Source organism: Aeribacillus composti, assembly GCF_007827555.1.
In the GTDB taxonomy this organism is placed as follows: Bacteria; Bacillota; Bacilli; order Bacillales; family Aeribacillaceae; genus Aeribacillus; species Aeribacillus composti.
Genome location: NZ_VISS01000014.1, coordinates 1 through 23791, shown reverse-complemented (window position 1 = coordinate 23791; position 23791 = coordinate 1). Strand labels below are relative to the sequence as shown.

General features: G+C 37.2%; 29 protein-coding genes, 1 tRNA gene and 1 rRNA gene. 15 read left to right on the top strand and 16 right to left on the bottom strand.

What is annotated here, in order from left to right; translation table 11 throughout:
- The first annotated feature begins 18 nt into the window (after positions 1–18).
- Together FB379_RS08865 and FB379_RS08860 are read left to right on the top strand one after the other, a co-directional pair.
- Positions 19–2346, top strand: a complete 2328-nt coding sequence (locus FB379_RS08865) for a histidine kinase (RefSeq protein ID WP_066249239.1) — start codon at positions 19–21, stop codon at positions 2344–2346.
- Between the two features lie 66 nt (positions 2347–2412).
- Complete coding sequence (locus FB379_RS08860; RefSeq protein ID WP_066249242.1) at positions 2413–3051, top strand: response regulator transcription factor; 639 nt, start codon at positions 2413–2415, stop codon at positions 3049–3051.
- Between the two features lie 43 nt (positions 3052–3094).
- Here FB379_RS08860 and mnhG read toward each other — a convergent pair whose 3' ends face one another.
- Genes mnhG through FB379_RS08825 form a run of 7 tightly spaced genes read right to left on the bottom strand, consistent with a single transcriptional unit; the run spans position 3095 to position 8858 of the window.
- Positions 3095–3460, bottom strand: a complete 366-nt coding sequence (gene mnhG, locus FB379_RS08855; protein ID WP_063387064.1) for a monovalent cation/H(+) antiporter subunit G — start codon at positions 3458–3460, stop codon at positions 3095–3097.
- Positions 3441–3728, bottom strand: coding sequence for a Na(+)/H(+) antiporter subunit F1 (locus FB379_RS08850; RefSeq protein WP_066249245.1), 288 nt, complete (start codon positions 3726–3728; stop codon positions 3441–3443). Before FB379_RS08850 ends, mnhG begins: the two co-directional genes overlap by 20 nt.
- Positions 3728–4204: a Na+/H+ antiporter subunit E gene (locus FB379_RS08845; protein ID WP_066249246.1), complete on the bottom strand. Its 477-nt coding sequence runs from the start codon at positions 4202–4204 to the stop codon at positions 3728–3730. The genes FB379_RS08850 and FB379_RS08845 overlap by 1 nt, the downstream gene beginning before the upstream one ends.
- Before the next feature lie 5 nt (positions 4205–4209).
- Entirely contained in the window at positions 4210–5694 is a 1485-nt protein-coding gene (locus FB379_RS08840; RefSeq protein WP_130157061.1) for a Na+/H+ antiporter subunit D, read from the bottom strand.
- Positions 5691–6029 carry a Na(+)/H(+) antiporter subunit C gene (locus tag FB379_RS08835; RefSeq protein WP_144597768.1) on the bottom strand — a complete coding sequence of 113 codons (339 nt, stop codon included), beginning with the start codon at positions 6027–6029 and terminating at the stop codon, positions 5691–5693. The genes FB379_RS08840 and FB379_RS08835 overlap by 4 nt, the downstream gene beginning before the upstream one ends.
- Positions 6029–6466, bottom strand: coding sequence for a Na(+)/H(+) antiporter subunit B (locus FB379_RS08830; protein WP_130157063.1), 438 nt, complete (start codon positions 6464–6466; stop codon positions 6029–6031). Before FB379_RS08830 ends, FB379_RS08835 begins: the two co-directional genes overlap by 1 nt.
- Positions 6438–8858 carry a Na+/H+ antiporter subunit A gene (locus FB379_RS08825; RefSeq protein ID WP_144597767.1) on the bottom strand — a complete coding sequence of 807 codons (2421 nt, stop codon included), beginning with the start codon at positions 8856–8858 and terminating at the stop codon, positions 6438–6440. Before FB379_RS08825 ends, FB379_RS08830 begins: the two co-directional genes overlap by 29 nt.
- Before the next feature lie 173 nt (positions 8859–9031).
- Between FB379_RS08825 and FB379_RS08820 the strand changes: the two genes are divergently transcribed.
- Positions 9032–9229, top strand: coding sequence for a hypothetical protein (locus FB379_RS08820; RefSeq protein ID WP_066249259.1), 198 nt, complete (start codon positions 9032–9034; stop codon positions 9227–9229).
- Between the two features lie 130 nt (positions 9230–9359).
- Here the strand turns inward: FB379_RS08820 and FB379_RS08815 are convergent, their stop codons facing one another.
- A complete protein-coding gene (locus FB379_RS08815; RefSeq protein WP_144597766.1) occupies positions 9360–9761 on the bottom strand; it encodes a thiol-disulfide oxidoreductase DCC family protein in 402 nt (133 codons plus the stop codon).
- A 146-nt stretch (positions 9762–9907) separates the two neighbouring features.
- Between FB379_RS08815 and kapD the strand changes: the two genes are divergently transcribed.
- Complete coding sequence (gene kapD, locus FB379_RS08810) at positions 9908–10528, top strand: 3'-5' exonuclease KapD (protein WP_063387101.1); 621 nt, start codon at positions 9908–9910, stop codon at positions 10526–10528.
- 30 nt (positions 10529–10558) lie between these two features.
- Here the strand turns inward: kapD and kapB are convergent, their stop codons facing one another.
- Positions 10559–10942, bottom strand: a complete 384-nt coding sequence (gene kapB, locus FB379_RS08805; protein WP_063387055.1) for a kinase-associated lipoprotein KapB — start codon at positions 10940–10942, stop codon at positions 10559–10561.
- A 127-nt stretch (positions 10943–11069) separates the two neighbouring features.
- Here kapB and FB379_RS08800 point away from each other — a divergent pair, with 127 nt between their 5' ends.
- Positions 11070–11267 (top strand): hypothetical protein, encoded by a 198-nt coding sequence (locus FB379_RS08800; protein ID WP_063387054.1) that lies wholly within the window; start codon positions 11070–11072, stop codon positions 11265–11267.
- Positions 11268–11296: 29 nt separating this feature from the next.
- Here FB379_RS08800 and FB379_RS08795 read toward each other — a convergent pair whose 3' ends face one another.
- Positions 11297–12463 carry a MalY/PatB family protein gene (locus FB379_RS08795; RefSeq protein WP_144597765.1) on the bottom strand — a complete coding sequence of 389 codons (1167 nt, stop codon included), beginning with the start codon at positions 12461–12463 and terminating at the stop codon, positions 11297–11299.
- Between the two features lie 75 nt (positions 12464–12538).
- On the opposite strand from FB379_RS08795, the gene FB379_RS08790 reads away from it, so the two are divergent.
- Complete coding sequence (locus FB379_RS08790; protein WP_144597764.1) at positions 12539–12802, top strand: DUF1871 family protein; 264 nt, start codon at positions 12539–12541, stop codon at positions 12800–12802.
- Between the two features lie 14 nt (positions 12803–12816).
- Here the strand turns inward: FB379_RS08790 and FB379_RS08785 are convergent, their stop codons facing one another.
- Entirely contained in the window at positions 12817–13617 is an 801-nt protein-coding gene (locus FB379_RS08785) for an alpha/beta fold hydrolase (RefSeq protein WP_063387100.1), read from the bottom strand.
- 162 nt (positions 13618–13779) lie between these two features.
- Between FB379_RS08785 and FB379_RS08780 the strand changes: the two genes are divergently transcribed.
- The 3 genes from FB379_RS08780 (at position 13780) to yugI (ending at position 15940) form a co-directional block, all read left to right on the top strand.
- Positions 13780–14280, top strand: a complete 501-nt coding sequence (locus FB379_RS08780) for an Lrp/AsnC family transcriptional regulator (protein ID WP_063387051.1) — start codon at positions 13780–13782, stop codon at positions 14278–14280.
- On the top strand, positions 14277–15446 hold the full coding sequence (locus FB379_RS08775) for an aminotransferase (RefSeq protein WP_186439307.1): 1170 nt from the start codon (positions 14277–14279) through the stop codon (positions 15444–15446). Before FB379_RS08780 ends, FB379_RS08775 begins: the two co-directional genes overlap by 4 nt.
- A gap of 128 nt (positions 15447–15574) precedes the next feature.
- Positions 15575–15940: a S1 domain-containing post-transcriptional regulator GSP13 gene (yugI, locus tag FB379_RS08770; RefSeq protein WP_066249272.1), complete on the top strand. Its 366-nt coding sequence runs from the start codon at positions 15575–15577 to the stop codon at positions 15938–15940.
- 338 nt (positions 15941–16278) lie between these two features.
- Here yugI and FB379_RS08765 read toward each other — a convergent pair whose 3' ends face one another.
- Positions 16279–16512: a DUF378 domain-containing protein gene (locus FB379_RS08765; protein ID WP_063387049.1), complete on the bottom strand. Its 234-nt coding sequence runs from the start codon at positions 16510–16512 to the stop codon at positions 16279–16281.
- A gap of 179 nt (positions 16513–16691) precedes the next feature.
- Here FB379_RS08765 and FB379_RS08760 point away from each other — a divergent pair, with 179 nt between their 5' ends.
- A complete protein-coding gene (locus tag FB379_RS08760; RefSeq protein WP_063387048.1) occupies positions 16692–18041 on the top strand; it encodes a glucose-6-phosphate isomerase in 1350 nt (449 codons plus the stop codon).
- A gap of 513 nt (positions 18042–18554) precedes the next feature.
- Positions 18555–18956 carry a YugN-like family protein gene (locus FB379_RS08755; protein WP_144597763.1) on the top strand — a complete coding sequence of 134 codons (402 nt, stop codon included), beginning with the start codon at positions 18555–18557 and terminating at the stop codon, positions 18954–18956.
- Here the strand turns inward: FB379_RS08755 and FB379_RS08750 are convergent.
- Both FB379_RS08750 and FB379_RS08745 read right to left on the bottom strand, forming a co-directional pair.
- Positions 18953–19948: a potassium channel family protein gene (locus tag FB379_RS08750; protein ID WP_144597762.1), complete on the bottom strand. Its 996-nt coding sequence runs from the start codon at positions 19946–19948 to the stop codon at positions 18953–18955. The two genes, FB379_RS08755 and FB379_RS08750, sit on opposite strands and share 4 nt — an antisense overlap.
- Positions 19945–20199, bottom strand: a complete 255-nt coding sequence (locus FB379_RS08745) for a protein mistic (protein ID WP_144597761.1) — start codon at positions 20197–20199, stop codon at positions 19945–19947. The genes FB379_RS08750 and FB379_RS08745 overlap by 4 nt, the downstream gene beginning before the upstream one ends.
- A 263-nt stretch (positions 20200–20462) precedes the next feature.
- Between FB379_RS08745 and FB379_RS08740 the strand changes: the two genes are divergently transcribed.
- Positions 20463–21146 (top strand): zinc metallopeptidase, encoded by a 684-nt coding sequence (locus tag FB379_RS08740; RefSeq protein WP_144597760.1) that lies wholly within the window; start codon positions 20463–20465, stop codon positions 21144–21146.
- Positions 21147–21226: 80 nt separating this feature from the next.
- Complete coding sequence (locus tag FB379_RS08735) at positions 21227–21628, top strand: secondary thiamine-phosphate synthase enzyme YjbQ (protein WP_063387043.1); 402 nt, start codon at positions 21227–21229, stop codon at positions 21626–21628.
- Positions 21629–21635: 7 nt separating this feature from the next.
- On the opposite strand, the gene FB379_RS08730 is transcribed toward FB379_RS08735, so the two are convergent.
- Positions 21636–22439 carry a protein-glutamine gamma-glutamyltransferase gene (locus tag FB379_RS08730; protein WP_144597759.1) on the bottom strand — a complete coding sequence of 268 codons (804 nt, stop codon included), beginning with the start codon at positions 22437–22439 and terminating at the stop codon, positions 21636–21638.
- Between the two features lie 204 nt (positions 22440–22643).
- Between FB379_RS08730 and FB379_RS08725 the strand changes: the two genes are divergently transcribed.
- A tRNA-Ala gene (locus FB379_RS08725) sits at positions 22644–22716 on the top strand.
- 157 nt (positions 22717–22873) lie between these two features.
- Here FB379_RS08725 and FB379_RS08720 read toward each other — a convergent pair.
- Positions 22874–23062, bottom strand: coding sequence for a hypothetical protein (locus FB379_RS08720; protein ID WP_144597758.1), 189 nt, complete (start codon positions 23060–23062; stop codon positions 22874–22876).
- A 656-nt stretch (positions 23063–23718) separates the two neighbouring features.
- On the opposite strand from FB379_RS08720, the gene FB379_RS08715 reads away from it, so the two are divergent.
- Positions 23719–23791 (top strand): 16S ribosomal RNA (locus FB379_RS08715); the annotation flags it as partial.

Sequence of the window (23791 nt, the reverse complement as noted above, 5' to 3'; positions counted from 1 at the left end):
TTTAAAGGGTGAAAATATTTGGTTTTTAATAAGGTAAAAATCGTTGATTATGGATATAAACTTGCAGTATTTATAAGCTCGCTGTTTTTTATTGTTTATATTTTTCAAATCAACCTCTCGTATCCTTATTTAGGAACAAACATTGAAAAAACATCAAAGGGTCAATATTATATTAGAAATATTGACCCGAAAGCTTGGGCTGATCGAGCAGGACTAAAAATTGGGGATCAAGTATTAGAATTAAATGGAGTGCCTACTGAAAAGTTTTTTAGAGAGAGCAGTTTTTTTGTTTATCAAGAAGTAAAGAATTTAACAATCAAACGGGCAGATGGCAGTATATTTAAAATAAACGTTGAGGAAACATCATTAGATTTTCAAACATTTTTCATGATGATAATACCAATTATTCTTTTTCTTCTATCTATGTATTGCAGTTTTTTTGTCTATAGATCAAGTAAAAAATTAAAAATTTTATCCCCATATTTATTGAAATTTTTTCTATTATGTGTATCTCTTGCCTATTTATTTGCGACCAGTTCTGCCCGGGGAGATATTTTTTCCCAATATATGGTTGTTTTATTTTTTACTTTGACTCCAGTTATATATCTGCATTTTTTGTATCACTATTTTTATGAACATGGACAAGAATTATTTAATAAAAAAGTAATTATTTTTGGGTATTTTCTTGTAATTGTAAATTTTTTAATTGAATACATAAATAAACAACCGATAGATTTAGATATTAATTATAATTCGAAAGTGTTGAATCTAATCACCTTTCTCTTTTTATTGTTAATATCGTTTATAGTGAAAGTAAAAGGAATGAGAAAACTTAAACTTTCCGAGATATCTTTTACGATTAGAAATTTAATTATTACAAATGTACTTGCTTTTGCACCTTTTGTCCTATTATATGTCATTCCGTATATCATTTTAAAAGATGCTTTGTTCTCACCAGTGTTCCTGTCTTCATTTATGTTGTTAATACCTTTCGCCCTTGTGTATCAGTTTCTATCATCAAAGATATATGATATTGAGTTTATTCTAGGCAGAGTCAAATATTATGCTCTCCTTTCCATTTTGCCGACTATCTTTTTAGTGGCTTTTATCATACTGCTGAATGAACATAATCCCAAAATTTACCCTATTCAACTTTCAATTATTATATATATATTAATGATATGTGTTTTTTATTTTAAAGAAATTGTTGACTTCCGCTTCCGGTTTAAGCGGTTTTCGGAAAAATATAATTATCAGGACAGCATTTTGAAGTATACGTCAAGGATCCGGAAAGCAGGCAGTTTAAAACAGATGATGGCTGAGTTAAAATCGACCATTTTAGAGGTTTTGAAGGTCAGCCGTGCATACTGCCTTGTTGTTCATGAGAGTGGACGGATCGAAATGGTTGATGATGATGGGGATGGCGGTCTTTTAGAAATTGCCCCATACGAAAAAGATATTTTAAATGCTGTAACAGAAATAGGGAAAATTGTAGAATTTGATAAAGGGTTTGTGTTAACTGTCGGTGAAACGAATAGAAGGAAATATGTTATTATTTGCCTTTCTGTCATTAAAACGCCTAAACTGACTCGTGATGAAATTTCTTGGCTGAATTCCCTTGCTTTTTATACGAATGTAACTGTAGAAAACTTTTTGAAAATAGAAGAATTGATGGAAAGGCTTGAAAAAGCGGAAGAGGGAAACAGCAATCCTGCATGGCTCAAAAAACTGCTGTTTGCAATTGAAGAAAAGCAGCGCTCCAATTTGGCGAAAGATTTGCATGATTCTGTGCTGCAAGATTTGATTTCGTTAAAAAGGCAATGCGAATTGGTTCTGGAGGAATCTGGACAATATCCTGCTGCTACGATCGAAAAAATTCAGAGCATGAATCAAAACATTCTTGATATCATTCATATGACGAGGGAAACGTGTCAAGAGCTGCGTCCGCAAATTTTATATGACTTGGGACTCGTCAAGGCGGTATCAAAGCTAGTAGCGCAATACGAAGAACAGTGTAATTTTCAAATCCGCTTTAATACGGGGAATTTTAACAAGCAGCTTGATATAAACATGCAGCTTAATTTGTACCGGATCATTCAGGAGCTTTTATCAAATGCGCGCAAGCATTCGAACGCGAAGCAAATATTAATTATGCTCGTCAATATAAGAGAAAAAATTGTATTGCACTATGAAGATGATGGCGTAGGCATCGATGAAGAACTGTTGTATGCGAAAACAGAAAGCATGGGATTGTCCGGAATTAGAGAGAGGGTAAAAGCTTTGGATGGTGAAATGAAGATTGAGACTTCTCCGGGAAATGGATTTCGGGTCTTAATTGAAATTTAATCACATTCTTGACTTGGCTTTTGCCAAGTCATTTTACTGTAGATTTTGTCTAAAGAGGTGGAAAACATGATTCGTATTTTAGTGATTGACGATCATCCTGCTGTGAGAGAAGGGACAAAAGCGATATTGGAGACGGATTCTGAAGTTGAAGTGGATTGTCTGGAGCCTCCTTATACGGCTGAACTTATGAAGAAAATCGATTTTTTGCAATATGATGCAGTTCTTATGGATATGAATTTAGGTGACGTCAACGGGATTGAACTGGCAAAGCAAATAACATCTCAAGAACACCAATGCAAAGTCCTTCTTTATACTGGATATGATGTCAATGATTATATGGAAGAAGCGATTTCCTTAGGCATTCATGGAGTAATCAGCAAGACGGAGTCAAAAGAGAAAATATTATCTCACATTCGCCATGCGTTGCTTGGTGAGATTATTCTATCATTTGATTACGTAAAAAAATTGATTGAACGACAGACATTAAAGTCGCCATCTATGAAAGAAGCAAATGAGCCTTTAACAGATAGGGAAAAAATGATTTTAATGGAAGTCGAAAGAGGGTTAACAAATCAAGAAATAGCAGATAAGCTGCATTTAAGCAAAAGATCGATTGAATATAGTCTGACTTCCATTTTTAATAAGCTGCACGTCAGCTCTCGGACAGAAGCCGTATTAATTGCGAAGTCAGAAGGCATTCTTTAAATTAAGAAGTCCCGTCCAATTTGATTGCTATAAAAGATAAGGCTCATGAATGAACCTTATCCTTTGCTTTCTTTTTTTCTTTTAACTCATCAATTTTGCTGTTTTCCCATAGTTTCACTTTTGTATGGTAAGCTGCGCGGCTGATTAAATGTCCTGCTACAGGCGATGTTAAAAATATAAACAGGATTCCCAGCAAAACTCTTCCATTCATATGGTCTTCAAGCACCCAAAAATATAAGAACACCCCTAGTAAAATAGAGAGCACACCTAATGTCGCGCTTTTGGAAGCCGCATGGTTTCTCGTATATACATCTGGAAGCCTCAACACACCAATGGCGGAAATTAGGCTGAAAAAGGCTCCTTGGAGAATGAGATATCCGATCACAAACTTACTGATTGTTTCGATCATTTTCGATAATTTCTCCTTTCTCCAAGAATTTAGCAATCGATACTGTGCCGATAAAAGCTAAAATTCCAATTAATAAAATAATGTCCAAAAAAGCGCTTGTATCTAAAACAATCGACATGATCGCTGTGATCCCGACTAAGTTGATGCCGATCGCATCTAATGATATGGCGCGGTCTGGAACGGATGGGCCTTTGATGAGCCGAATCATCAATAAGAGAGAGGAAGCAGCGATAAGAGCCAAAGAAATCCAAATAATAAATTCAAACATTAACGGCTCACCTCCTTAATAGCTTTCTCAAAACTGCTTTTTATATCTTTTCTTGCTTGTTCGACATTCGCTATATCCACAGAATGGATATAAAGCGTTTTATTATCATCGGAAATATCAATAACAAATGTTCCTGGTGTTAAAGTAATGAGATTGGATAGAATCGTAATTTCCCAATCTTTTTCCAATTCTGTTTCAAAGGCAAAAATTCCAGGCTCCATTTTCAATTTTGGCGACAAAACGATTTTTAAAACAGCAATATTTGCAAGGACAAGCTCCTTCAAAAAGATGAACATGAGCTTTATGACAGCGGCAATATTGTACAGATAAAATCGTCTTGGAAAAAAGCGGCGCAGCGCGAAAAGAATAATAATGCCTAAAAGATATCCGATAAAAAATGTGATGAATGAGTAGTCATCCTGCAAAAGCATCCATGTAATGGCAATCATAAAATTTAACAGTATTTGAAAGGCCATGTGATCTACTCCTTTAATACGGCTTCAATATAAAGATCAGGAGAAAGAAGAACCTGTTCCGCCTGTTTGATGTATGAAGAGATAAATTCTGTGCCAAGCCCGTAAAATAATGAGAGAGCAAGCAAGAAAGCAGCCGGAACGTAAAGACTTTTTACTTGACTGGTTTCCAGAACTTGCGGAATTTTTTCCTCTCCCCAAAAACCGTTAATAAATATTTTCATCACAGAATATAGGACTAAAAGGCTTGAAAGCAAGACTGCGAAAGCTAATACAAATTCACCTTGCTCAAATCCCCCTTGGACTATTTTCAGTTTCCCGATAAAACCGCTTAATGGTGGAATGCCGGCTAAAGCTAATGCGGCGATAAAAAACATCCACCCAAGTGTTGGGTATTTTTTTATTAGTCCACTGAATTTATCAAGGTTTGTTGTTCCAGTGATCGAAAAGACGATTCCGACCAAAAGGAACAGCAACCCTTTAATAATCATATCGTGGATCATGTAATAAACAGATCCTTCTAAACCTGATTCGGTCATTGTGGACACTCCGAATAAAATGACACCAACGCCTGTCAAAATGTTGTATATCACGATCTGTTTAATATCCGAGAAGCTAATGGCGCCAATAACGCCAAATATGATCGTAAGCACCGCTAGCCATGCGATAAACGTATGAGTAAATGCAATGTCCTGCAAAAAAATAAGCGTAAACACTCTTGTGATCGAATAGACTCCAACTTTTGTCAAAAGAGCACCAAATAGAGCCGTAACAGCTGCTGGCGGAGCCTGATAGGAGCCGGGCATCCAGAAAAAAAGCGGGAAAATGGCTCCTTTCAATCCGAATACAATTAAATACATGATGGAGATGGCCGCGATGATGCCGGATGAGCCTAATTCTGCGACTCGCAGGCTCAAGTCAGCCATGTTTAATGTACCTGTTACAGCATATAGAAATGCAACGGATATGACAAATAAAGCCGATGAAATAACATTTACTAAAATGTATTTAATAGTTTCTCTTAATTGCGGCTTTGAATTTCCGTGAACAATTAAAAAATAAGAAGACATGAGCATAACTTCATAGAACACAAACAGATTGAAAAGATCTCCTGTCAGAAAAGCACCGGACACTCCGGTCAATAAAAACATGACGCCGGAATAGTAGAAAAATTTGCTTCGATTATAATCTACTATTTTGTAGGAAAATAGCAAACAGGCAAAAACAATAATGTTTGCCGTTAAAACAAGCAGAATCGCGTACATATCGGCTACAAGAACAATCCCAAACGGCGCTTTCCAATCTCCGACTTCAAGGGAAATGATTCCGTTTGTATGAACATAGTGAACAAGGAAAACGGAAATGCCGATATTTATAACAGAAGAAACAGCGCTTAAATATTTTTGCACTTTCTCTTGTTTATTGAAAAAAATAAGCAATACTGCAGTTATCATAGGAATAATTATCGGTAAAATAATGATATTGTTATTCATTTCTGATCATTTCCCCTCAATTGATCCATATCGTCTGTTCCAAGTTCTTGATAAGATCTGTAGGCTAACACTAAAAAGAAGGCTGTTACTCCAAAGCTAATGACAATTGCAGTTAATATAAGTGCTTGCGGCAAAGGGTCTACATAAGAAGCTGCGTGTTCATCTAGCAGCGGAACAGTTCCTCTTTTCAGTCCCCCCATCGTTAAAATGAGGAGATGAGCTCCGTGACTCAAAAGACCTGTTCCAATAATGATCCGCAATAAACTTTTTGAAAGCATTAAATATGTAGCTGTCATAAACAAAATTCCTGCAACAATGGAAGTTACAATCTCCATTATTCCGTCTCTCCAATCGTTTGAATAATCGTCATTGTCACGCCAACAACAACAAAATATACACCGAGATCAAAAATGACAGCAGTCGCAAGATGCGTATCGCCTAAAACCGGTATGTGAACGTGGCCATGTGTATGAGAAAGGAATGGAACTCCGAAAAGAAAGGAGCCGATCCCCGATAAAATCGCAATCAATAATCCGAACGCCGCCACTTTAACATAATTAATGGGCAAAATCGCTTTCACGGTTTTGACATCAAAAGCGATCAATAATAAAACGATTGCTCCTGATGTGATGAGCCCGCCGATAAACCCGCCTCCAGGGGCATTATGGCCAGCGAAAAATAAATGGAACGAAAAAATGATCACGATAAAAAGCACGATTTTTGTAATTGTTTGCAAAATAAGATCATTCGTTTTTAAACCCGTTTTCTTCAACGTCTTTCCCTCCTGTGCGAAGGCGAATCATACTGTAGACAGCAAGCGCTGCGATTGCCAAAACAGTTATTTCAAACAGCGTGTCAAAGCCGCGGAAATCGACTAGTATAACGTTGACGACATTGTATCCGCCGCCCAAGCTATAGCTCGTTTCCAGAAAGTATTCCGCGATCGTTTTTCCAGTGCGTTCGCTGCTTGCGGAAATGGCCAGCAGCGTTACAATCCCCCCGACGCCTGCTGAAATTATAAAATTCACTAGGCGGAATCTTCGAGTTTTATCTTTTTTCTGCAGCTCAGGTAAGAAATAAAAAGCAAGCAAAAACAAGGCAGTTGATACCGTTTCAATAACTAGCTGCGTTAAGGCTAAATCCGGCGCTCTAAATAAAACGAAAAACAGTGCGAGTGAATACCCGACGGAGCTAAGTGCAATAATGGCTGTCAATCTGGATCTTGCCAAAACAGCTGTGATTGAACCGGCTATCATAACAATCGACAGGATCAATTCATAAATTCCGACAGGTGCAGCATCATCCGCAGCAAAAGAGATTGATTGCTTGATGATCATTGTCGCTCCAACTGCCATGATCATAAATGCAAAAATATAGACGAGATAGTCGCGAATAAATCCAGTCATATAAAAGCTTGTCAGCCGGTTGGAAGTTTTGCCTGCCGTTTTTAAAGAATGATCATATAATTGATTGAGCGTCATCCTTTTCGGCTGCAGATCGTAAACTCTTTTCCATTTTGACGCTGTCAAGTATAGGAATATTCCAAGTATCACTACGCCAACTGTCATCCAAAATTCCGCAGTAAAGCCGTGCCAATGTGAAATATGAATGTGAAAATGTTCTCCATCCTTCAACAAGCTAGGCATGACAGATTTCATTGCCGGTTCGATTAAGCTGTAAGCAAGCAAGTTTGGAAAAAATCCAAAAATAACAACAAGGGATGCCAGCACAATAGGCGGAATCAGCATTCCGATCGGCGCCTCGTGGGGCTTTTTAGGCAGATTTTCCAGCTGCAATTTTCCAGCAAATGTTTTAAAAACAAATATCATGCTGTAAATAAATGTAAAAATACTGCCGATCCATGCGAGCACTGGAAGTAAAAACCCCCATGTTTCTGTTTGAAATACATCCATGTTCAATACTCGAATCATACCGGTAAAAAACATTTCCTTGCTTAAAAATCCATTAAATGGTGGAAGACCTGCCATAGAAAACGCGCCGATTAAACCGATCGTAAAGGTAATGGGCATAAGGGACATGAGTCCGCCAAGCTTTCTAATATCTCGAGTGCCTGTCTCATGATCAACAATGCCTGCAACCATAAATAGGCTGCCTTTAAATGTCGCATGGTTAATCAAATGGAAAATCGCTGCTAAAATCGCAACTGAATAAAATTCAAAATGATCAAACAAGAGGGCGGCGGAGCCGACACCTAAAAGGGACATAATCATGCCGAGCTGGCTGACAGTTGAAAAGGCTAACATCGCTTTTAAATCTGTTTGTTTCACCGCATGGAAGGATCCCCAGAATAAGGTGAAAATTCCGAAAAGTGAAACGATCCAAAACCATTCGGCACTTCCTGCAAATACAGGTGTGAATCGAGCAACTAAATAAATGCCTGCTTTCACCATCGTTGCTGAGTGGAGATACGCACTGACTGGCGTTGGTGCTTCCATCGCATCAGGCAGCCAAATGTAAAAAGGAAATTGGGCGGATTTTGTAAATGCTCCCAATAAGAGCAGAATAAGGGCTGGGATAAATAATCCATTGTCGGCGATACTGCTGCTTTGGGCAATTGTTTCACGAATGCTGAATGTTCCAGTCATGATGTAGAGCAATATAAATCCGCCAAGCATGGAAAGCCCGCCGAAAACAGTAATAAGCATCGATTTTAGCGCCCCGTAACGTGATCTTTCCCGATAATGCCAATAGCCAATTAATAGAAAAGAAGAAAAGCTGGTAATTTCCCAAAAAGTATATAAAACAATAGTATTATCAGTTAAGACTACTCCAAGCATTGCCCCCATAAACATCAACAAATAAACGTAAAACGCATTCAGCTGTTCTTTTTCCTTCGACAAATAGTAGATCGAATAAAGAACAACGAGAGATCCGATACCGGTAATGAGCAAAGCAAACAGAAGGCTGAGTCCGTCCACATAAACAGCAAAATCAATTCCTAATGATGGAATCCATTTAACAGTTTGTACGATACCTTCTTTATACTTAACTCCCGGCAAAAATTGAAGAAAAAATATGAATAAACATATAGGAAGGGGAAGCACAAACCATCCAGTATGTATTTTCCGAAATGTCTTATATAGGAATGGTACCATGAAAGCAAATAGAAATGGAAATAATATAGCCCAATGCAGAAATGTCATGTAAACCCTCCTTACCCAATGTTTTGGACTAGCTGTATTTTATTGTTCTCAATATTTTTTGCATATATAGCTTTTTAAATTTCAAGTTCATAAGACCACAAATATCGTATCAAAAAAATCATAAAATGTATATTTTTTTGTGAAATTTCCCACCTTGAAAATGAGGTGGTATGATGACAAAAAAGGTAATGACAGCCATTTTAATTTTTATCTTATTATTCAGCATTTCATGGTATTTGCATGAACAAACGAAACAGACGTATGTACATCCATCATATGAGTGGACGCCAATCAATACTTTTTCCAAAAATATGAAGGGAGAAACGTTTGCACCAAGAGAATACATTCGTGTCATCAATTACTTAGAATGAAATGCCAAAAATATTTAAGCAAATACAAGTAAAATCGAGTTTTTTAAAGAAAATTGGCGATTGCCCAGTTTCTTTCTTTACAGAAAGAAAAATTTATGAGATGAACAGGCAGTTTTAAAAATTCCTCGGATTATTGTAAAAAACGTTTTTTTATGTTTTCACTAGGAAGGATGCATTTGTTTTTTTGACCGAACCATTTATATCGGTTTTTAGCAATGATCTGATAAATAAAATCGCGAATTGGTTTCGGGATGATGATGAATCCGTAAAATATTTTCAAAAACCCGCTTAAGTGTTTGGCGATATGTAAAGCAGCAGTGGATTTTGTATAACAGCGATTCCCATCCGATAATACGAGCGAATCAAAAGATTCAGTCGAAAGGCCGAATTGCTGTAATAATTCCTTTCCCTTGCTTGATTGCAGCGGTGCGAATATAAAAATTTCATCTGGATCGTGCGAAATGATGAAATTTACGGTCGAATCGCAAAAATTGCACATGCCGTCGAAAAGAATGATTTTTTTTGGCTTCATCGATATTCACTCCTTTCTTCTATTTTATAATAAAAAATTCATAAAAAATTTTTTATTTTCCGAAATGGAAGATATTTATTCTTGTTAAATGATATAATGAAGTAACGGTGTTTTCGGAGCAGTGATTCATAAGGGGGGAGGATAACGTGGAGGCCAAGAAGCAGTTATTTATTGATTTTGAATTTACAATGGCTGAGAACAAAATGAATCCGGAAGGCTTTTTTCCGGAAATTATCGAAGCGGGTGTCGTAAAGGTAGAAAGGGGAAAAATTAAAGAGACGTTTTCCACATTTGTAAAACCTAGATTTTTTCCAAAATTAACAGAACGATGTAAGCGTTTTTTGGAAATTACCCAAGAACAAGTTGATAACGGTCTATCGTTTTCCGAATTGGTTCATCTTCTTCGCAAGCTTTCTTTTGGGGAAGAAACAATGATCGTGACATGGGGCAACATGGACATGAAAGTTCTTCGCCATAATTGCAAAGAGCATGGACTGCCATTTCCAATAGCAGGTACGGAGATCGATTTATCAATGGAATATAAAAAATTTTTTGGCGACCGCAATCAAACAGGATTGTGGAAAGCTGTGGAGGAATACGGCAAAAAAGGAATCGGCAAGCATCATCGTGCACTTGACGATGCGTTAACAACTTTTAATATTTTTAAGCTGATTGAAAAAGATAAGCAATATCTTTTGAAACCAAAGCCGCTGACAATTGGTGAACGAATAGATTTAACAAAATTATGGCAAAAGCAAGCGACATGAAAAGGCCAGCTGCAATTTGTAGTGGCCTTTTCATAATGCTTTAAAATATTCTCTCTCTAATCGATTCAAGTTTTCAAGAGAACGCAATGCCCAATCGCTTCCATCTTCCTCAAGCTCCTTCTTTAAAGCAGCGGAAGCTTCTTTCAGAGAAGTTTCGTAATCAGGAATTTCCCCGTTATAATGGTGAACCATTTTTTTTGGAATATTTGCTTGTTCATTGAAGGAAAGTGCTTTGCGTTCATGAAAGAACGGAACATCTGCTTGTTTCGGCTGGTGCAAATCCCCTTGCATCGGATGTTTTAAAACCGCTTTTACTCTTACTAAATAATGATTCTCCCGAATTTCGGTAACTTCCCCGATATATTTACCGGTTTTATAAATGCCTGTAACGATATCCCCGACTTTTATGTCCAAAGTTTTCCCCTCCAGCAATTGTAATGTTTTCACCTATTGTACACTTTTATTTTCAGAGCAGATGGCATGATAAAGCAAAATTTTGCTATAGTAAAAGATAGAATGGATTTGAAAGGTCGTGATGATCATGGAATGGCTTCTAAATTTTATTCTATATTTTCCGGAAAATAAAATTGAATATTTATATGGTTTTTTGCAAATGGTTCCGTTTATCATTTTAGCTGTAGTTGCGATCATTTTTTTTAAAAAAATATCCCGCAAGGAAGAAGAAAAAGCGAATGAGCTGCTGAAAAAGCTTTCAGAAAATGAGAAAAAAAGAAGCTGAAACCGGGAGGCGATGCCTCCCAACGAATGTTAAGAAAGAGCCGTTTTTAGTCTCTTTAATCCATCTAGGACCATCTGCCGCGGACAGCCGATATTCATCCGCACAAAACCTTCTCCAGCCTTGCCGTATTTACTGCCCAGTTCCAATGCTAATTTTCCTTTTTCAAGCAGCTGTTTTTTTAATTGTTGTTCAGTCATATTTAATGAACGGCAATCAAGCCAAATTAAATACGTAGAATCAGGATGGATTACGTTTATACTTTTTAAATGCTCCCCAATATATTGTTCGACAAGTTTTACGTTTTCTTCAAGGTAAAGGAGAAGTGAATCCAGCCATTCATGTCCGTTATTGTAGGCTGCTTCCATTGCCGTAATGCCAAAAATATTTAAAGAAAAATGCCCCTGGTTTCTTTTCACTTGTTTAAATTTACCTAATATTTTCCTATCAGGAATGATCACTGCTGAAGCTTGAAGGCCGGCAAGATTAAATGTTTTGCTTGGCGCAATAGCTGTAATGGAATTTTGAGCAAATGATTCACTGATGGAAGCAAAAGGGGTGTGCTTATTGCCGAACAGCAAAATATCTGAATGAATTTCATCTGAAAAAACAAACACGCCGTTTTCTAAGCACAATTCGCCGATTTTTGCAAGCTCCTCTTTTGTCCATACTCTTCCGCTCGGGTTTTGCGGGTTGCAAAGAATCAGCATTTTGACGGATGGATCTGCCAGCTTTTCCGCCAAATCTTCAAAATCGATAGAATAACGCCCGTCTTTTAAAACTAATTCATTCTCCACAACAATGCGTTTATTATACTTCACCATGTCAAAAAAAGGCTTGTATACCGGGGGCTGAATCACAATCCGATCCCCCTCTTCCGTTAATGCTTGGATGGCTATGCTCATTGCTTCCACTACGCCTGAACAAAAATCAAGTGAATCGGCTGAAATTTCCCATCCATGTCTTGTTTTTAGCCAATTTTGAACCGATTTTTTTGTTTTGGAGGCGACGCCAGTATAGCCGTACACACCGTGTTCGACTCGTTCTTTCAAAGCCGCTATGACCGCATCGGGAGATTTGAAATCCATATCAGCTACCCACATTGGCAAAACATCTTCATGTCCGAACAATTCTTTTGTGAAATCCCATTTGTAAGATTGTGTTCCTTTTCTTTTTATTACTTGATCAAAATCACTCATCTTCTCACCTCAATACCAATGTATATGTGCTAAAATACAATTGCAAACATTTTGTACCAATTTGGGGGAAGCGATATGGAACAAAAAGAGGCAAATTTATTTATGATTGAACTGTTAAGTGAATGGGATCCGCTCCAACTGGGCAATGATGCTTACGAAATGGAAATAATTGATTGTATTCAAGCCGTTCATACAATTGATCACCCTTTACAGTTGGCTAGGAAGATTCAGTCAATTTACGAATTCTCTTTTGAAGAGGTTATACCTTTAAAGGAATGTGAAAAAATCGCCAAAAAACTATTGGCGATTAAAAAAAATGTGTCATGCCAATTATTGTAAAAACACTTGCCTATTTAGCCGAAACAAAAATCAAAAATGTGATTACTAACATGATATGGCCGCTCTTCAGGCACTAAATGGCCTGTTTGTTTAAAAGAGACAAAACGAGAGATGGGCAAATCTTTCTGAAGCTGGTATCCGACTTCGATTGGAACGATTTTATCTTCTTCCCCCCATACTAATAAGCATGGAATTTCAATCGTTTTTAAGTCTTGTGAGGAAAGATCTCCTTCACGTTCACGAATCATTCGGGTCAATGCTCTGAAAATTTTATCGTCATAAAACGGTTCGCTATATCCGTATATCATGTCTTCGTTAATGAGCGATTGGTCGTGCACGACGCTGCATAAGCTTTTCCATACGCCTTGCCTGATAAATTGTCTTTTAACGTAAAGGTAAAAATACGGGAGATATGAACAAAATATGAGAGAGGAAGGCATCTTTTGCATATAACCAGAGCTGCAAATGAGCACAATTTTTTTAAACAAATCAGGTTTTTGCTTAGCTGCATATAAAGAAATTTGTCCGCCCATGGAATGGCCGACAATTACAGCCTGTTTGATTTGCAGACGTTCTAAAAGCTCTATAACCGCTTTTGCCATGTTGTGATAGGAATAGAAAAACTTCGTTGCTTTTTCGGATTTCCCAAATGGGGGAAGATCAATGGCTATAATGGAAAAGTGCTTTTTTAATAAAGGGATTAATTTTCTGTAGCTGAAGGTGGAGGATAAAAATCCATGAATCAGCACTATCGTATCTGTTTGTTGTGGATGATGATAATATTCGTAATATATATTTGTTCCTAATATTTTCATCTTGTGATGGATTTCCTTTAAAAGCAATGCTTATTTCTCCTTTCAGTAATTTTGTACCGTTAGTTTATCCATCAATTTAAAAAATTTTCTGGCATAGTGATGTAAAAATTCTGGAACGTGATATAATTATCTGAAGATTCCATTTTAGGGGGATTTACAAAAATGAAATTGACTGAAAAGGAAACAGAAATTTTAGAAATTTTGGAGGAAGACAGCCGCTTAACACCTGAAACAATTGCAAAAATGATTGGACTTTCTGAGGAAGAGACAAAGAAATTGATTTCAGGTTTAGAAGAGAAAAAAATCATCGTGAATTATGCGACAACCATTGATTGGAAAAAGGTAGACGGGCATGAAGGCGTAACAGCCATGATCGATGTAAAGGTGGCTCCAAAAAGAGGCGTAGGGTTTGATGAAATTGCTGAACGCATTTATCGATTTAACGAGGTTAAATCGGTTTATTTAATGTCAGGCGCTTATGATCTTTCTGTCGTGATTGAAGGAAAAACAATGAATGATATAGCCCGTTTTGTATCGGAGAAGCTGTCAACGCTTGAATCCGTTTTATCTACAACAACACATTTTATTTTGAAAAAATATAAACATGACGGAATCATTTTTGATCACGAAGATAAAGATAAAAGAATCGTGGTGTCACCATGAAAATGAAGACGTTAAATTCATATTTGTCAGAAACTGTCATAAATATGAAGCCATCAGGCATCCGCAAGTTTTTTGACCTAGCTGCCAATATGGAAGGCGTTATTTCACTTGGTGTAGGAGAGCCTGATTTTGTCACTCCATGGAATGTACGCGAAGCCTGCATTCTTTCCTTGGAACAAGGATTTACGTCTTATACAGCAAACGCTGGATTGTATGAGCTTCGCGAAAAAATCAGCGAGTATTTGTTCAAACGTTTTGATTTACAGTACGATCCGGCTGAAGAAATTATTGTAACAGTTGGTGCGAGTCAAGCGATCGATATAGCTTTCCGGTCTATTATTAATAGCGGGGATGAAGTATTAATAATAGAACCTTGCTTTGTTTCATATGCGCCTCTGGTCACTCTCGCGGGAGGGAAGCCTGTCAGCGTATCTACCTTTGGAGAAGAAGAATTTAAAGTCAATCCGGAAATTTTGGAAAAATATATTACAAGTAAGACAAAAGCCATTATGATTTGTACGCCAAACAACCCGACAGGAACGGTTTTATCGAAGAAAGAGCTGGAAGCAGTTGCACAAATTGCTAAGCGATATGACTTGCTGGTAGTGGCTGATGAGATTTATGCTGAGCTCTGTTATGAAGATGAATACGTAAGCATGCCGAGTATTGAAGGTATGAAGGAACGGACAATTCTTATTTCCGGCTTTTCTAAAGGCTTTGCCATGACAGGATGGCGGCTTGGGTATATAGCTGCTGACCGAGTTTTTGCGCGTGCAATGTTGAAGGTTCATCAATATTCGATCATGTGCGCGCCGACAATGGCCCAATACGCTGCATTAGAAGCATTGGAAAATGATGAAGATGTTTTATACATGCGGAAAAGCTATCAAAGAAGAAGAAACTACATTGTTCAGTCATTAAATGAAGCCGGTTTATTTTGCCATATGCCGGGCGGTGCCTTTTATGCTTTTCCAAGCATTAAAAGCACCGGATTGTCTTCCGAGGAATTTGCGGAGAGATTGCTTTTAGAAGAAAAAGTAGCAGTAGTCCCCGGCAATGTTTTTGGCCAAAGCGGAGAAGGATATATTCGTTGTTCATACGCATCATCTATGGAGCAGCTTCAAGAAGCGATGAAAAGGATCAAACGATTTGTACAATCTTTATAATGCTTTTATTGCCTGGCCTAATATGAGGCCAGGTTTTTTTATTTATTTTTGCTCAAATGAGTACATTGTGTTATAATTGATCACCGCATATTCGTTTTAAGCAGAAATTATGAATTAGGAGTGTTTAAATGGCTAATCAATATCCTATCGGGGCTGTTTTAGTTGGTAAAGTGACAGGAATCCAGCCGTACGGTGCATTTGTAGCATTGGATGAAGAAACGCAAGGTCTAGTGCATATTTCGGAAATTGCCCACGGATATGTAAAAGATGTCCGGGATTACTTAAAGATCGGCGATGAAGTAAATGTAAAAATTCTTTCGGTTGATCATGAATCGGGAAAGATCAGCTTATCCATTAAGGCAGTGGAAGAAAAATCAAAACCAATTGCTAAACAAAAAACAGAAAGCGAAGCGTCAAGAGGCTTTAATACATTGCGTGAAAAGCTGCAGGAATGGATTGAACAATCAAAACACGAAAATATTATAAAAAAATAAAGACATACGCATCGCTGTCATGGCGGAATTTTACGGAAACGTTATTGTAGAACACGAATTTGCTTTTTAATACTTATTCCTGTTACAAAGACTGCTATCGAACTTTGCCCGGACATTCTTTTAAAGATTTATCGAATGTCATTTCGGTTATAGAAGTTCGAAAAGCGGCAATCCTTCAAGCTGCGCTAATGAAAAAAACCGGCAATTATGCCGGTTTATTTGAACCCTACTTTTCGGTTCTGTCGATTTTAGAAAAAAATTATAGAAGGTTTTTTTACAGAAAATTATGTCGATTTTTTAAGCTCCGAATTTTGATCTCATTGAAATGCTTGTTGTCTTTATCTTGTTTCCGTCTTAGGCTCATTACGGGCAAATTCTGCATCAGGTTTAAATAAGAGAGCAAGATTAATGAGACCGGCAATACCGACTATACCATAAATGATTCTAGATAAAGCAGCATTTTGGCCGCCAAAAATAGCTGCCACAAGATCAAATTGAAAAAATCCGATAAGACCCCAGTTCAGGGCTCCGATTATTGTAAAAAGCAGTGCAATCCGCTGTAAAGTGCTCATGTTGCTACCTCCTTTAAGTTGAATTTTTCCTTATTAACTTGTATCAAAATGAAAAATTTATACATCTGATAGCAGGAATAATGAGCCTGTTCTGTTTATTGTTTTCTTGATTTCGACAAATATTTTCGATAAAGTGGAAGACATGGCAGATAAATTTTTAGAGATGGAGGAATTGGCTTATGGCACATGTACGTTTTGATTACTCTAAAGCTTTATCTTTTTTTAGTGAGCAAGAATTTACATATTATCAAGATTTTGTAAAGGTTGCCCATCATTCCTTGCATGAAAAATCAGGTCAAGGAAGTGATTTTTTAGGCTGGATCGATTTGCCGCAAGATTATGACAAGGAGGAATTTGCACGGATTCAACAATGTGCCGAAAAAATCCGTTCGGATTCTGATGTATTGCTTGTCATCGGAATCGGAGGTTCTTATTTAGGTGCTCGAGCTGCAATTGAAATGTTGAACCATTCATTTTTTAATGCTCTTTCAAAAAGCCAAAGAAAAGCGCCGCAAATTATTTTTGTCGGAAACAATATAAGTTCTACATATATCCAAGATGTTATTGATTTTATAAAAGAAAAAGATTTTTCCATTAATGTCATTTCTAAATCTGGAACAACGACAGAACCAGCGATAGCGTTCCGAATTTTCCGTAAATTATTAGAGGATAAATATGGAAGAGAAGAAGCGAAAAAACGTATTTATGCTACGACAGATAAAGCGCGCGGAGCCCTCAAAACACTCGCAAATGAAGAAGGATATGAATCATTTATTATCCCGGATGATGTCGGCGGACGATATTCTGTTCTAACTGCTGTCGGGCTTCTTCCAATTGCGGTAAGCGGAGTGGATATTGAAGAGATTATGAAGGGCGCTCAAGATGCAAGAAGAGATTTTTCTTCTTCCGAGCTAATGGAGAATCCAGCTTACCAGTATGCCGTTGCGCGCAATATTCTTTATAATAAAGGGAAAACAATTGAAATGCTCATCAATTATGAGCCGGCTCTTCAATATTTTGCGGAATGGTGGAAGCAGCTTTTCGGAGAAAGTGAAGGAAAAGATTTGAAAGGTATTTTCCCTGCTTCAGCCAACTTTTCGACAGATCTGCATTCGTTAGGACAATATGTGCAAGAAGGGCGCCGGGACATATTTGAAACGATCTTACATGTAGAGAAGGTACGGCATGACATAACGATTGAAGAAGATGAAAGCAACCTGGACGGATTAAATTATTTAGCCGGAAAATCTGTTGATTTTGTCAATAAAAAAGCATTTGAAGGGACTCTCTTAGCTCATACTGACGGGGGCGTACCGAACCTCATTGTTTCCATTCCTGAATTAAACGCTTATACATTCGGATATCTCGTTTATTTCTTTGAAAAAGCTTGTGCAATGAGCGGTTATTTACTTGGCGTTAACCCGTTTGACCAGCCAGGCGTAGAAGCATACAAAATCAACATGTTCGCTCTTTTAGGCAAACCGGGCTTTGAAGAGAAAAAAGCTGAGCTTGAAAAACGCTTGAAATAAAAGGGAATCATGTAAAAAAGAACGGCAATTTGTTGCTGAATTTTCCTTTGCCAAGCAGACAGAATTTGATTAAGCAGCAGCTGTAGCTATTTCTAGCTACAGCTGTTTTATTTTTGTCTATCTGCTGCCCGCTTCCGACAATTGGAATGCAATGTTGCTCTTTTATTCCTTTATTTAGAAAAATAAATACACAATTTGCTCTTCATCGCAATATTTTTGACTGTCACGTTATATCCCTTCCATTAACAGAAGCCCTTTAACTTTTATCTGTCCGCTGTAAGAGCGTGGAGAATATTATTGGGAAGAGGGATCCGCATAGTTAGAGCAAAATTCGAAATAAAAAACCAATTTTTTAACTTAAAATAATGACTTTCCATCAAACGAAAAATTCGCTCGAATATTTGCCGAATGCAAAAATCGCCATTTTCCATAAAGCTTGAAGAGCATCTTTCATGACTACTTTTTCACCATTGGGTAAACATAATAAAAAATGAGCAGGAAGGTGTTTAAGTTATGATTGAAATTTCTTCATCTTTGGAAGGAAAACAATATCCTTTATACGATTTAGAACTGGAATTAAAACAGTTAGGATACACAATTGGAGGGAATTGGGATTATGATCACGGTTATTTTGATTATCTGATGGATGATGACGACGGATACCACTTTTTAAGAATACCGTTTCGTGCTGTCGACGGGCAATTGGATGCACATAATGCAACGGTAAGACTCGGCCGGCCTTTTATTTTAACCCACAAATATAAAGAGGGACTTGACGATCATGCGGCAATTGGAAACTTCCAAGCCTCCTTTAATCAGTTTTCCGAACCGGCGGAAAAAGATGCCGATGTTTTAGAGCCTTATGTTCAATTAGGAGAGACACTAATTCAAGAGCTTGAAAAAAGATTAAATTAGTTTTTTAAAGCTATTAAACAATCGTGTTGAACGACTGTAAAATTGTGGGGAGGGTTTAGAAAAATCTCTTCCCCTCTTTTGATGCCAAAAAGAATGATGCCATTGGAAAACAGGTCATTATGTAATTGCTGAAAATTTTTCCCGATGTCCTGGTCTGTTGGAGATTCAATTGTTAAGCGGGCGCCGTATGCTTTCCCGAGCTCTAATATAACATTCGAAAATCCATTCTGAAATAAGAAGCTGTTTAAAAAGACTTGACCAACCACCTGGAAAGATTGAATAATCTCATCAGCTCCCGCCCGTTTGGCATTCAATGTTTGTGTTTTTGTCATCATTTCGCAAATGGTGTACACGGACGGATTTGACGCTTTTACCGTAATTAATACTAAAATCGTGAGCATGTCGGCTTCCAATTCGTTTCTATGTTGATCAGCTGTTATGAAGACAGCTTTTGCCTCTTTAATGTTTGCTTTATTTAAAATTTGATCATCGGCAGGATTTCCTTTAATAAAGTGTATGTTTTCATCAATATAAGGTGCCTCAGATAATGTTTGGTCGATAAGAACAATAGGGCAGTAAAATTTTATAATACGCAGTGTTTCAATAATCTCCTTTGTTTTTTCATTCCAGCCAATTAATAAAAAATGGTTTTTCCCTTTGAAAGGAATTTCCCCGTCAATATAGGCATTTTGCCTTTTTACAGCAGCAGCTGATAAATTCGTAAAATAGGATGTTAAAAATGCTACTCCGGTCAAAATTAGTATCATTCCGAATGTACGTCCCAAAAAAGTTTTTGGAACGAAATCGCCATAACCGGTTGTAGACATTGTTACAAGAGCCCACCATATGCCTTCAAAAGGTGTAGGAAACTCATTCGGTTCTATGTAAGAAATCATCGTGCCAAACAAAATTAAAATCATTAACACAATAACAGACATTCGGATAAAAACCGGCCACCTTAAATATTGAATCCAAAGCTTTGTCGATTTCATGATTTACTTCCTTTCGTTTCGGCAAGAAAAGAGAAAATTTCTGTAATAATTGTATTGATTTTTTTGGAAACGGCCTCTTTTCCGTATGCATCGACCGCGCGTTTAATCGCCTTGATGGTTTGATCTTCAAATTCTATAACGCTTACATCTTCTTCTGATTCATTGTACAGCTCGATAAATACATCTAACGCATCGTTCATGTTATCAATTGCGGTACTCAGTTGTTTTTTCTCTTCATTATTAAGTTTCATCTCAACACCCCTGTATTAGTATGTGCAAATTCTTTTTTGAAAATGAAACTTTTCGTATACAAATGCGTATGAATATGTTGGACAGCTGAATTCATAATTATGGGGTGATTTTACAGTAAAGCTGAATGAAATGGTTCATGTCATCGTAGAATAGTAAAGACATGTGTCAGTTCTTTTACGTTGATACAAAATTCTGTACAAATTCCTTCAAAAATTGTTATATTATTGTTAACTATAAAAAATAGAACGGGAGGTTTTTCAAAATGCTTTTTCATCCGATGGACATTCTGGTGTTCATTGCCTTCGGAATATCTATTTGGGCGCAATTCCGTGTGAAAGGGAATTTTGCTAAGTATTCCGATGTGATCGCTTCGAGTCATTTAACAGGGGCAGAAGTTGCGCGGAGAATTTTGGATCAAAACGGACTTTATGACGTTCCAGTCGAGCCTGTTCACGGGCAGCTGACAGACCACTACGATCCGATTCATCGGGTTGTGCGGTTATCAGAGCCGGTTTATTACGGAAATTCGATTGCGGCCGTCTCCGTCGCGGCGCATGAGTGCGGACACGCAATTCAACATAAAGAACGGTATGGTGCTCTTGTGTTAAGACATAAAATGTTTCCAGTTGTCAATCTTACATCGGGAATTGCTCCGATTTTGCTTATTGCCGGGTTTTTATTACACAGCTTAAACTTGTTAGGGCTTGGGATTATCTTTTTCTCCGCTGCAGTTGCATTTCAGTTGATCACATTGCCTGTTGAGTTTAATGCGAGCTCTAGAGCAAAAGCTATTTTAGTAAGCGACGGCTTTATCCGAAACGAAGAAGAGCACGGAGTCAATAAAGTATTAAATGCAGCGGCTTTAACGTATGTTGCGGCAGCTTTAATATCTCTATTTGAACTTCTGAAATTCGTGATGATTTTCTTCCAATCTCAAGAAGAATAAAAATTGGAAAAGGGGCTTATTCGTATAATAGGCCCCTTGTCATTTTAGAAAAAGCGCAAGGCTAAGAGGCGGTGTTTATCATGTTAAAAAAATTTATATTACAGACGAGCCGGCGTGATGAAATGATTGACATTACAATGTCAATTCAACAGTTTGTACATGAATCAGCCGTTTCAGAAGGGATAGTTGTGGTATACTGTCCGCACACGACAGCAGGCATTACGATCAATGAAAATGCTGATCCTGACGTAAAGCGGGATATGATTCGCCGTTTCGATGAGCTGTACCCATGGGAGAATCCGCTTGACCGGCATTTTGAAGGGAATACTGCTGCTCATATGAAAGCAAGTACTGTCGGAGCATCCCAGCACGTTATCATCTTGGAAGGAAATTTGCTGCTTGGGACATGGCAAGGCATTTATTTTTGCGAGTTTGACGGACCTAGAAAACGGACATATTATGCAAAAATTTTAAAAGGATAGGTTTTAGTTAAAATGTATAAAAAGTTTGCCCGATTCTAGCCGAAATTCGTTTATTTTTATTTTCACGAATATAGTTTTGATAAGTTGATAGGTACTTGTAATTCGGTCTTGTAACTTGATCTTTTAAATAAGCCGATTCAACCGCTTGTCTTTTTCGATATCGATTTAACGTTTCGATGACGCCTTTTGCATCACGAATTCCGATTCCGTGACCGTAATACAGATTATTGCCGAGATGAATCGCATTTACCCCCCGCCACTGTGGTGTTTCCGGGTTAAAATCCGGGTTGTTGAAATAAACGCAGTCTCCTGGGACAAAATCAGTCGTAACGGTCGTTCGGACTCCGAGGTCTTTGTCGTAATGCCAGTCATATAAAACAAGATCTGCAAATAAATAATTAAAAGCTTTTTCTCCTATTGAATCAAGAGCAGCTTTATAGAACACAATGACTATAGCTGTTGCACATTCAAATGCATATTTATTTCCATTTATAAAAATGTCCTCTATTCCTTTTGCCGGAGTCACATCTTTTTTTAACAAAAACGCCCCTTTACTGCTCAGCTGCCAGAAGCGATCATGACAGTATGAATTTTCAAATGTCGCAAATTGCGCTTTGCTTTTTAAAAGGTCGAGCGAAGCTTCGATCGTTTTTCTCCTGAATAAAATTTCAAACTTTAATTCATTTAAGGATTCATAGCGATAAACTTTGTGGCTGTTTGCCATCCAATCAATAATTTCCCGATCTTTTGCATCTGAAAAAAATTCTTTTAATTCATTAGCTGTAATAGGCCTATTTTGAATTGAAATCATTTATCGTTCCCCCCTCTGTAGCCATCGTATGATTTTGATAAGTAATTGGTCCATGTAAATTCTGATATATCTTTGAAAAGAGCGTTACCGCATCAACTTTTTTACAGGAGAAAAACCTCTTATGAAATTTCGTCATTTGTATAAATTTATACTTGTATTGGAAAAATCATCACGCTATAATATTGTCTGTGACAAATGAAAAACGGGGCATTAGCTCAGTTGGGAGAGCGTCGTGCTGGCAGCGCGAAGGTCAGGGGTTCGAGCCCCCTATGCTCCATTTAAAAAACCCTTGTTGACCAAGGGTTTTATTATTTCTTCATAAAAAATGAGTTTTTTGTGATAATATTCGTCTTCAATGAAAAGATGAAGGAAAAAGCTTTTCCGTAAAGATTGTATAAATCTCTGTAAAGATTGTATAAATCTACTGATTGAATTTATAAATATATTTTGTGATAAAAAAAGTTTGTAAAAAATGCAAATATAAATCCGAGTGGAAACGAAAAAATGACGGACCAACCGTTCACTTTTCCGCTTTCTTCGCTTATTCTTATAGCTTCTTTATATCCATATGCAAAATGGAAAATGGATAAAAAATAAGCAATAATTAAGAAAGCCAGATCCATTTTTATCCCTCCCGCTTTTGTCTCTCTAAATTTTATATATTCATGCTTGTCCATTTTTAATACAAAAAAATAAATGCTATGGCTGCATCAGCATTCTGCTTTTATTTGTACTTGGCTGCATCGCGTCTTTTTTTAAGTTGAGGAAAACTATTGTCTCGATCGATAAATTGCTTCACAGTGTCATGTTTCAATCCGGTGAAATCGTGTTTATGAAAACGGTGATGCTGACAAATGCTTGACATCGATTTTCCTTTGGCTCGTTAGATAGAAATTTTAGCGGATCACAAACAGTAAGAGGTGCTTAACAATGCGTTTGTTTGTGGTAAAATATGTTCTAACAGATAATTATTTGAATGAGTATGCTTTCGTCTACTAAATCAATTTTTGTCTAACGACTATCAAAAATAAATCTTTTTTTATAAAAATTTATATTGCAATTAGTGGTTAATGGTGATAGAATATCAAATGTCGTTAAGATCAATGAGACATTAGTCATGAATAAAAAATTACTTTTTAAAAAAACTCTTGACATTTTGCTCTGAATAGTTGTATATTAAAAAAGTCGCTGTAAAAATACGGCGGAAAATGATCTTTGAAAACTGAACAAAACGAAAAGCGTGCCTGTTGATTCTAAAAGAGCATTTGGTGACAAACTTTTTTTGGAGAGTTTGATCCTGGCTCAGGACGAACGCTGGCGGCGTGCCTAATACATGCAAGTCGAGCGGACCG

What these genes read in the sequence shown, in the direction of transcription:
- FB379_RS08755 (WP_144597763.1), top strand. Translation starts at nt 18,555, where the DNA reads ATGATTGAAATTTCTTCATCTTTGGAAGGAAAACAATATCCTTTATAC.
- FB379_RS08815 (WP_144597766.1), bottom strand. Translation starts at nt 9,761, where the DNA reads ATGAAGCCAAAAAAAATCATTCTTTTCGACGGCATGTGCAATTTTTGC.
- FB379_RS08720 (WP_144597758.1), bottom strand. Translation starts at nt 23,062, where the DNA reads ATGGATCTGGCTTTCTTAATTATTGCTTATTTTTTATCCATTTTCCAT.
- FB379_RS08825 (WP_144597767.1), bottom strand. Translation starts at nt 8,858, where the DNA reads ATGACATTTCTGCATTGGGCTATATTATTTCCATTTCTATTTGCTTTC.
- FB379_RS08850 (WP_066249245.1), bottom strand. Translation starts at nt 3,728, where the DNA reads ATGTTTGAATTTATTATTTGGATTTCTTTGGCTCTTATCGCTGCTTCC.
- FB379_RS08775 (WP_186439307.1), top strand. Translation starts at nt 14,277, where the DNA reads ATGAAAATGAAGACGTTAAATTCATATTTGTCAGAAACTGTCATAAAT.
- FB379_RS08780 (WP_063387051.1), top strand. Translation starts at nt 13,780, where the DNA reads ATGAAATTGACTGAAAAGGAAACAGAAATTTTAGAAATTTTGGAGGAA.
- FB379_RS08835 (WP_144597768.1), bottom strand. Translation starts at nt 6,029, where the DNA reads ATGGAGATTGTAACTTCCATTGTTGCAGGAATTTTGTTTATGACAGCT.
- FB379_RS08790 (WP_144597764.1), top strand. Translation starts at nt 12,539, where the DNA reads ATGGAACAAAAAGAGGCAAATTTATTTATGATTGAACTGTTAAGTGAA.
- FB379_RS08840 (WP_130157061.1), bottom strand. Translation starts at nt 5,694, where the DNA reads ATGAATAACAATATCATTATTTTACCGATAATTATTCCTATGATAACT.
- FB379_RS08765 (WP_063387049.1), bottom strand. Translation starts at nt 16,512, where the DNA reads ATGAGCACTTTACAGCGGATTGCACTGCTTTTTACAATAATCGGAGCC.
- FB379_RS08845 (WP_066249246.1), bottom strand. Translation starts at nt 4,204, where the DNA reads ATGGCCTTTCAAATACTGTTAAATTTTATGATTGCCATTACATGGATG.
- FB379_RS08730 (WP_144597759.1), bottom strand. Translation starts at nt 22,439, where the DNA reads ATGATTTCAATTCAAAATAGGCCTATTACAGCTAATGAATTAAAAGAA.
- FB379_RS08860 (WP_066249242.1), top strand. Translation starts at nt 2,413, where the DNA reads ATGATTCGTATTTTAGTGATTGACGATCATCCTGCTGTGAGAGAAGGG.
- FB379_RS08740 (WP_144597760.1), top strand. Translation starts at nt 20,463, where the DNA reads ATGCTTTTTCATCCGATGGACATTCTGGTGTTCATTGCCTTCGGAATA.
- mnhG (WP_063387064.1), bottom strand. Translation starts at nt 3,460, where the DNA reads ATGATCGAAACAATCAGTAAGTTTGTGATCGGATATCTCATTCTCCAA.
- FB379_RS08760 (WP_063387048.1), top strand. Translation starts at nt 16,692, where the DNA reads ATGGCACATGTACGTTTTGATTACTCTAAAGCTTTATCTTTTTTTAGT.
- FB379_RS08745 (WP_144597761.1), bottom strand. Translation starts at nt 20,199, where the DNA reads ATGAAACTTAATAATGAAGAGAAAAAACAACTGAGTACCGCAATTGAT.
- FB379_RS08800 (WP_063387054.1), top strand. Translation starts at nt 11,070, where the DNA reads ATGGAATGGCTTCTAAATTTTATTCTATATTTTCCGGAAAATAAAATT.
- FB379_RS08820 (WP_066249259.1), top strand. Translation starts at nt 9,032, where the DNA reads ATGACAAAAAAGGTAATGACAGCCATTTTAATTTTTATCTTATTATTC.
- FB379_RS08795 (WP_144597765.1), bottom strand. Translation starts at nt 12,463, where the DNA reads ATGAGTGATTTTGATCAAGTAATAAAAAGAAAAGGAACACAATCTTAC.
- FB379_RS08785 (WP_063387100.1), bottom strand. Translation starts at nt 13,617, where the DNA reads ATGAAAATATTAGGAACAAATATATATTACGAATATTATCATCATCCA.
- yugI (WP_066249272.1), top strand. Translation starts at nt 15,575, where the DNA reads ATGGCTAATCAATATCCTATCGGGGCTGTTTTAGTTGGTAAAGTGACA.
- FB379_RS08735 (WP_063387043.1), top strand. Translation starts at nt 21,227, where the DNA reads ATGTTAAAAAAATTTATATTACAGACGAGCCGGCGTGATGAAATGATT.
- FB379_RS08750 (WP_144597762.1), bottom strand. Translation starts at nt 19,948, where the DNA reads ATGAAATCGACAAAGCTTTGGATTCAATATTTAAGGTGGCCGGTTTTT.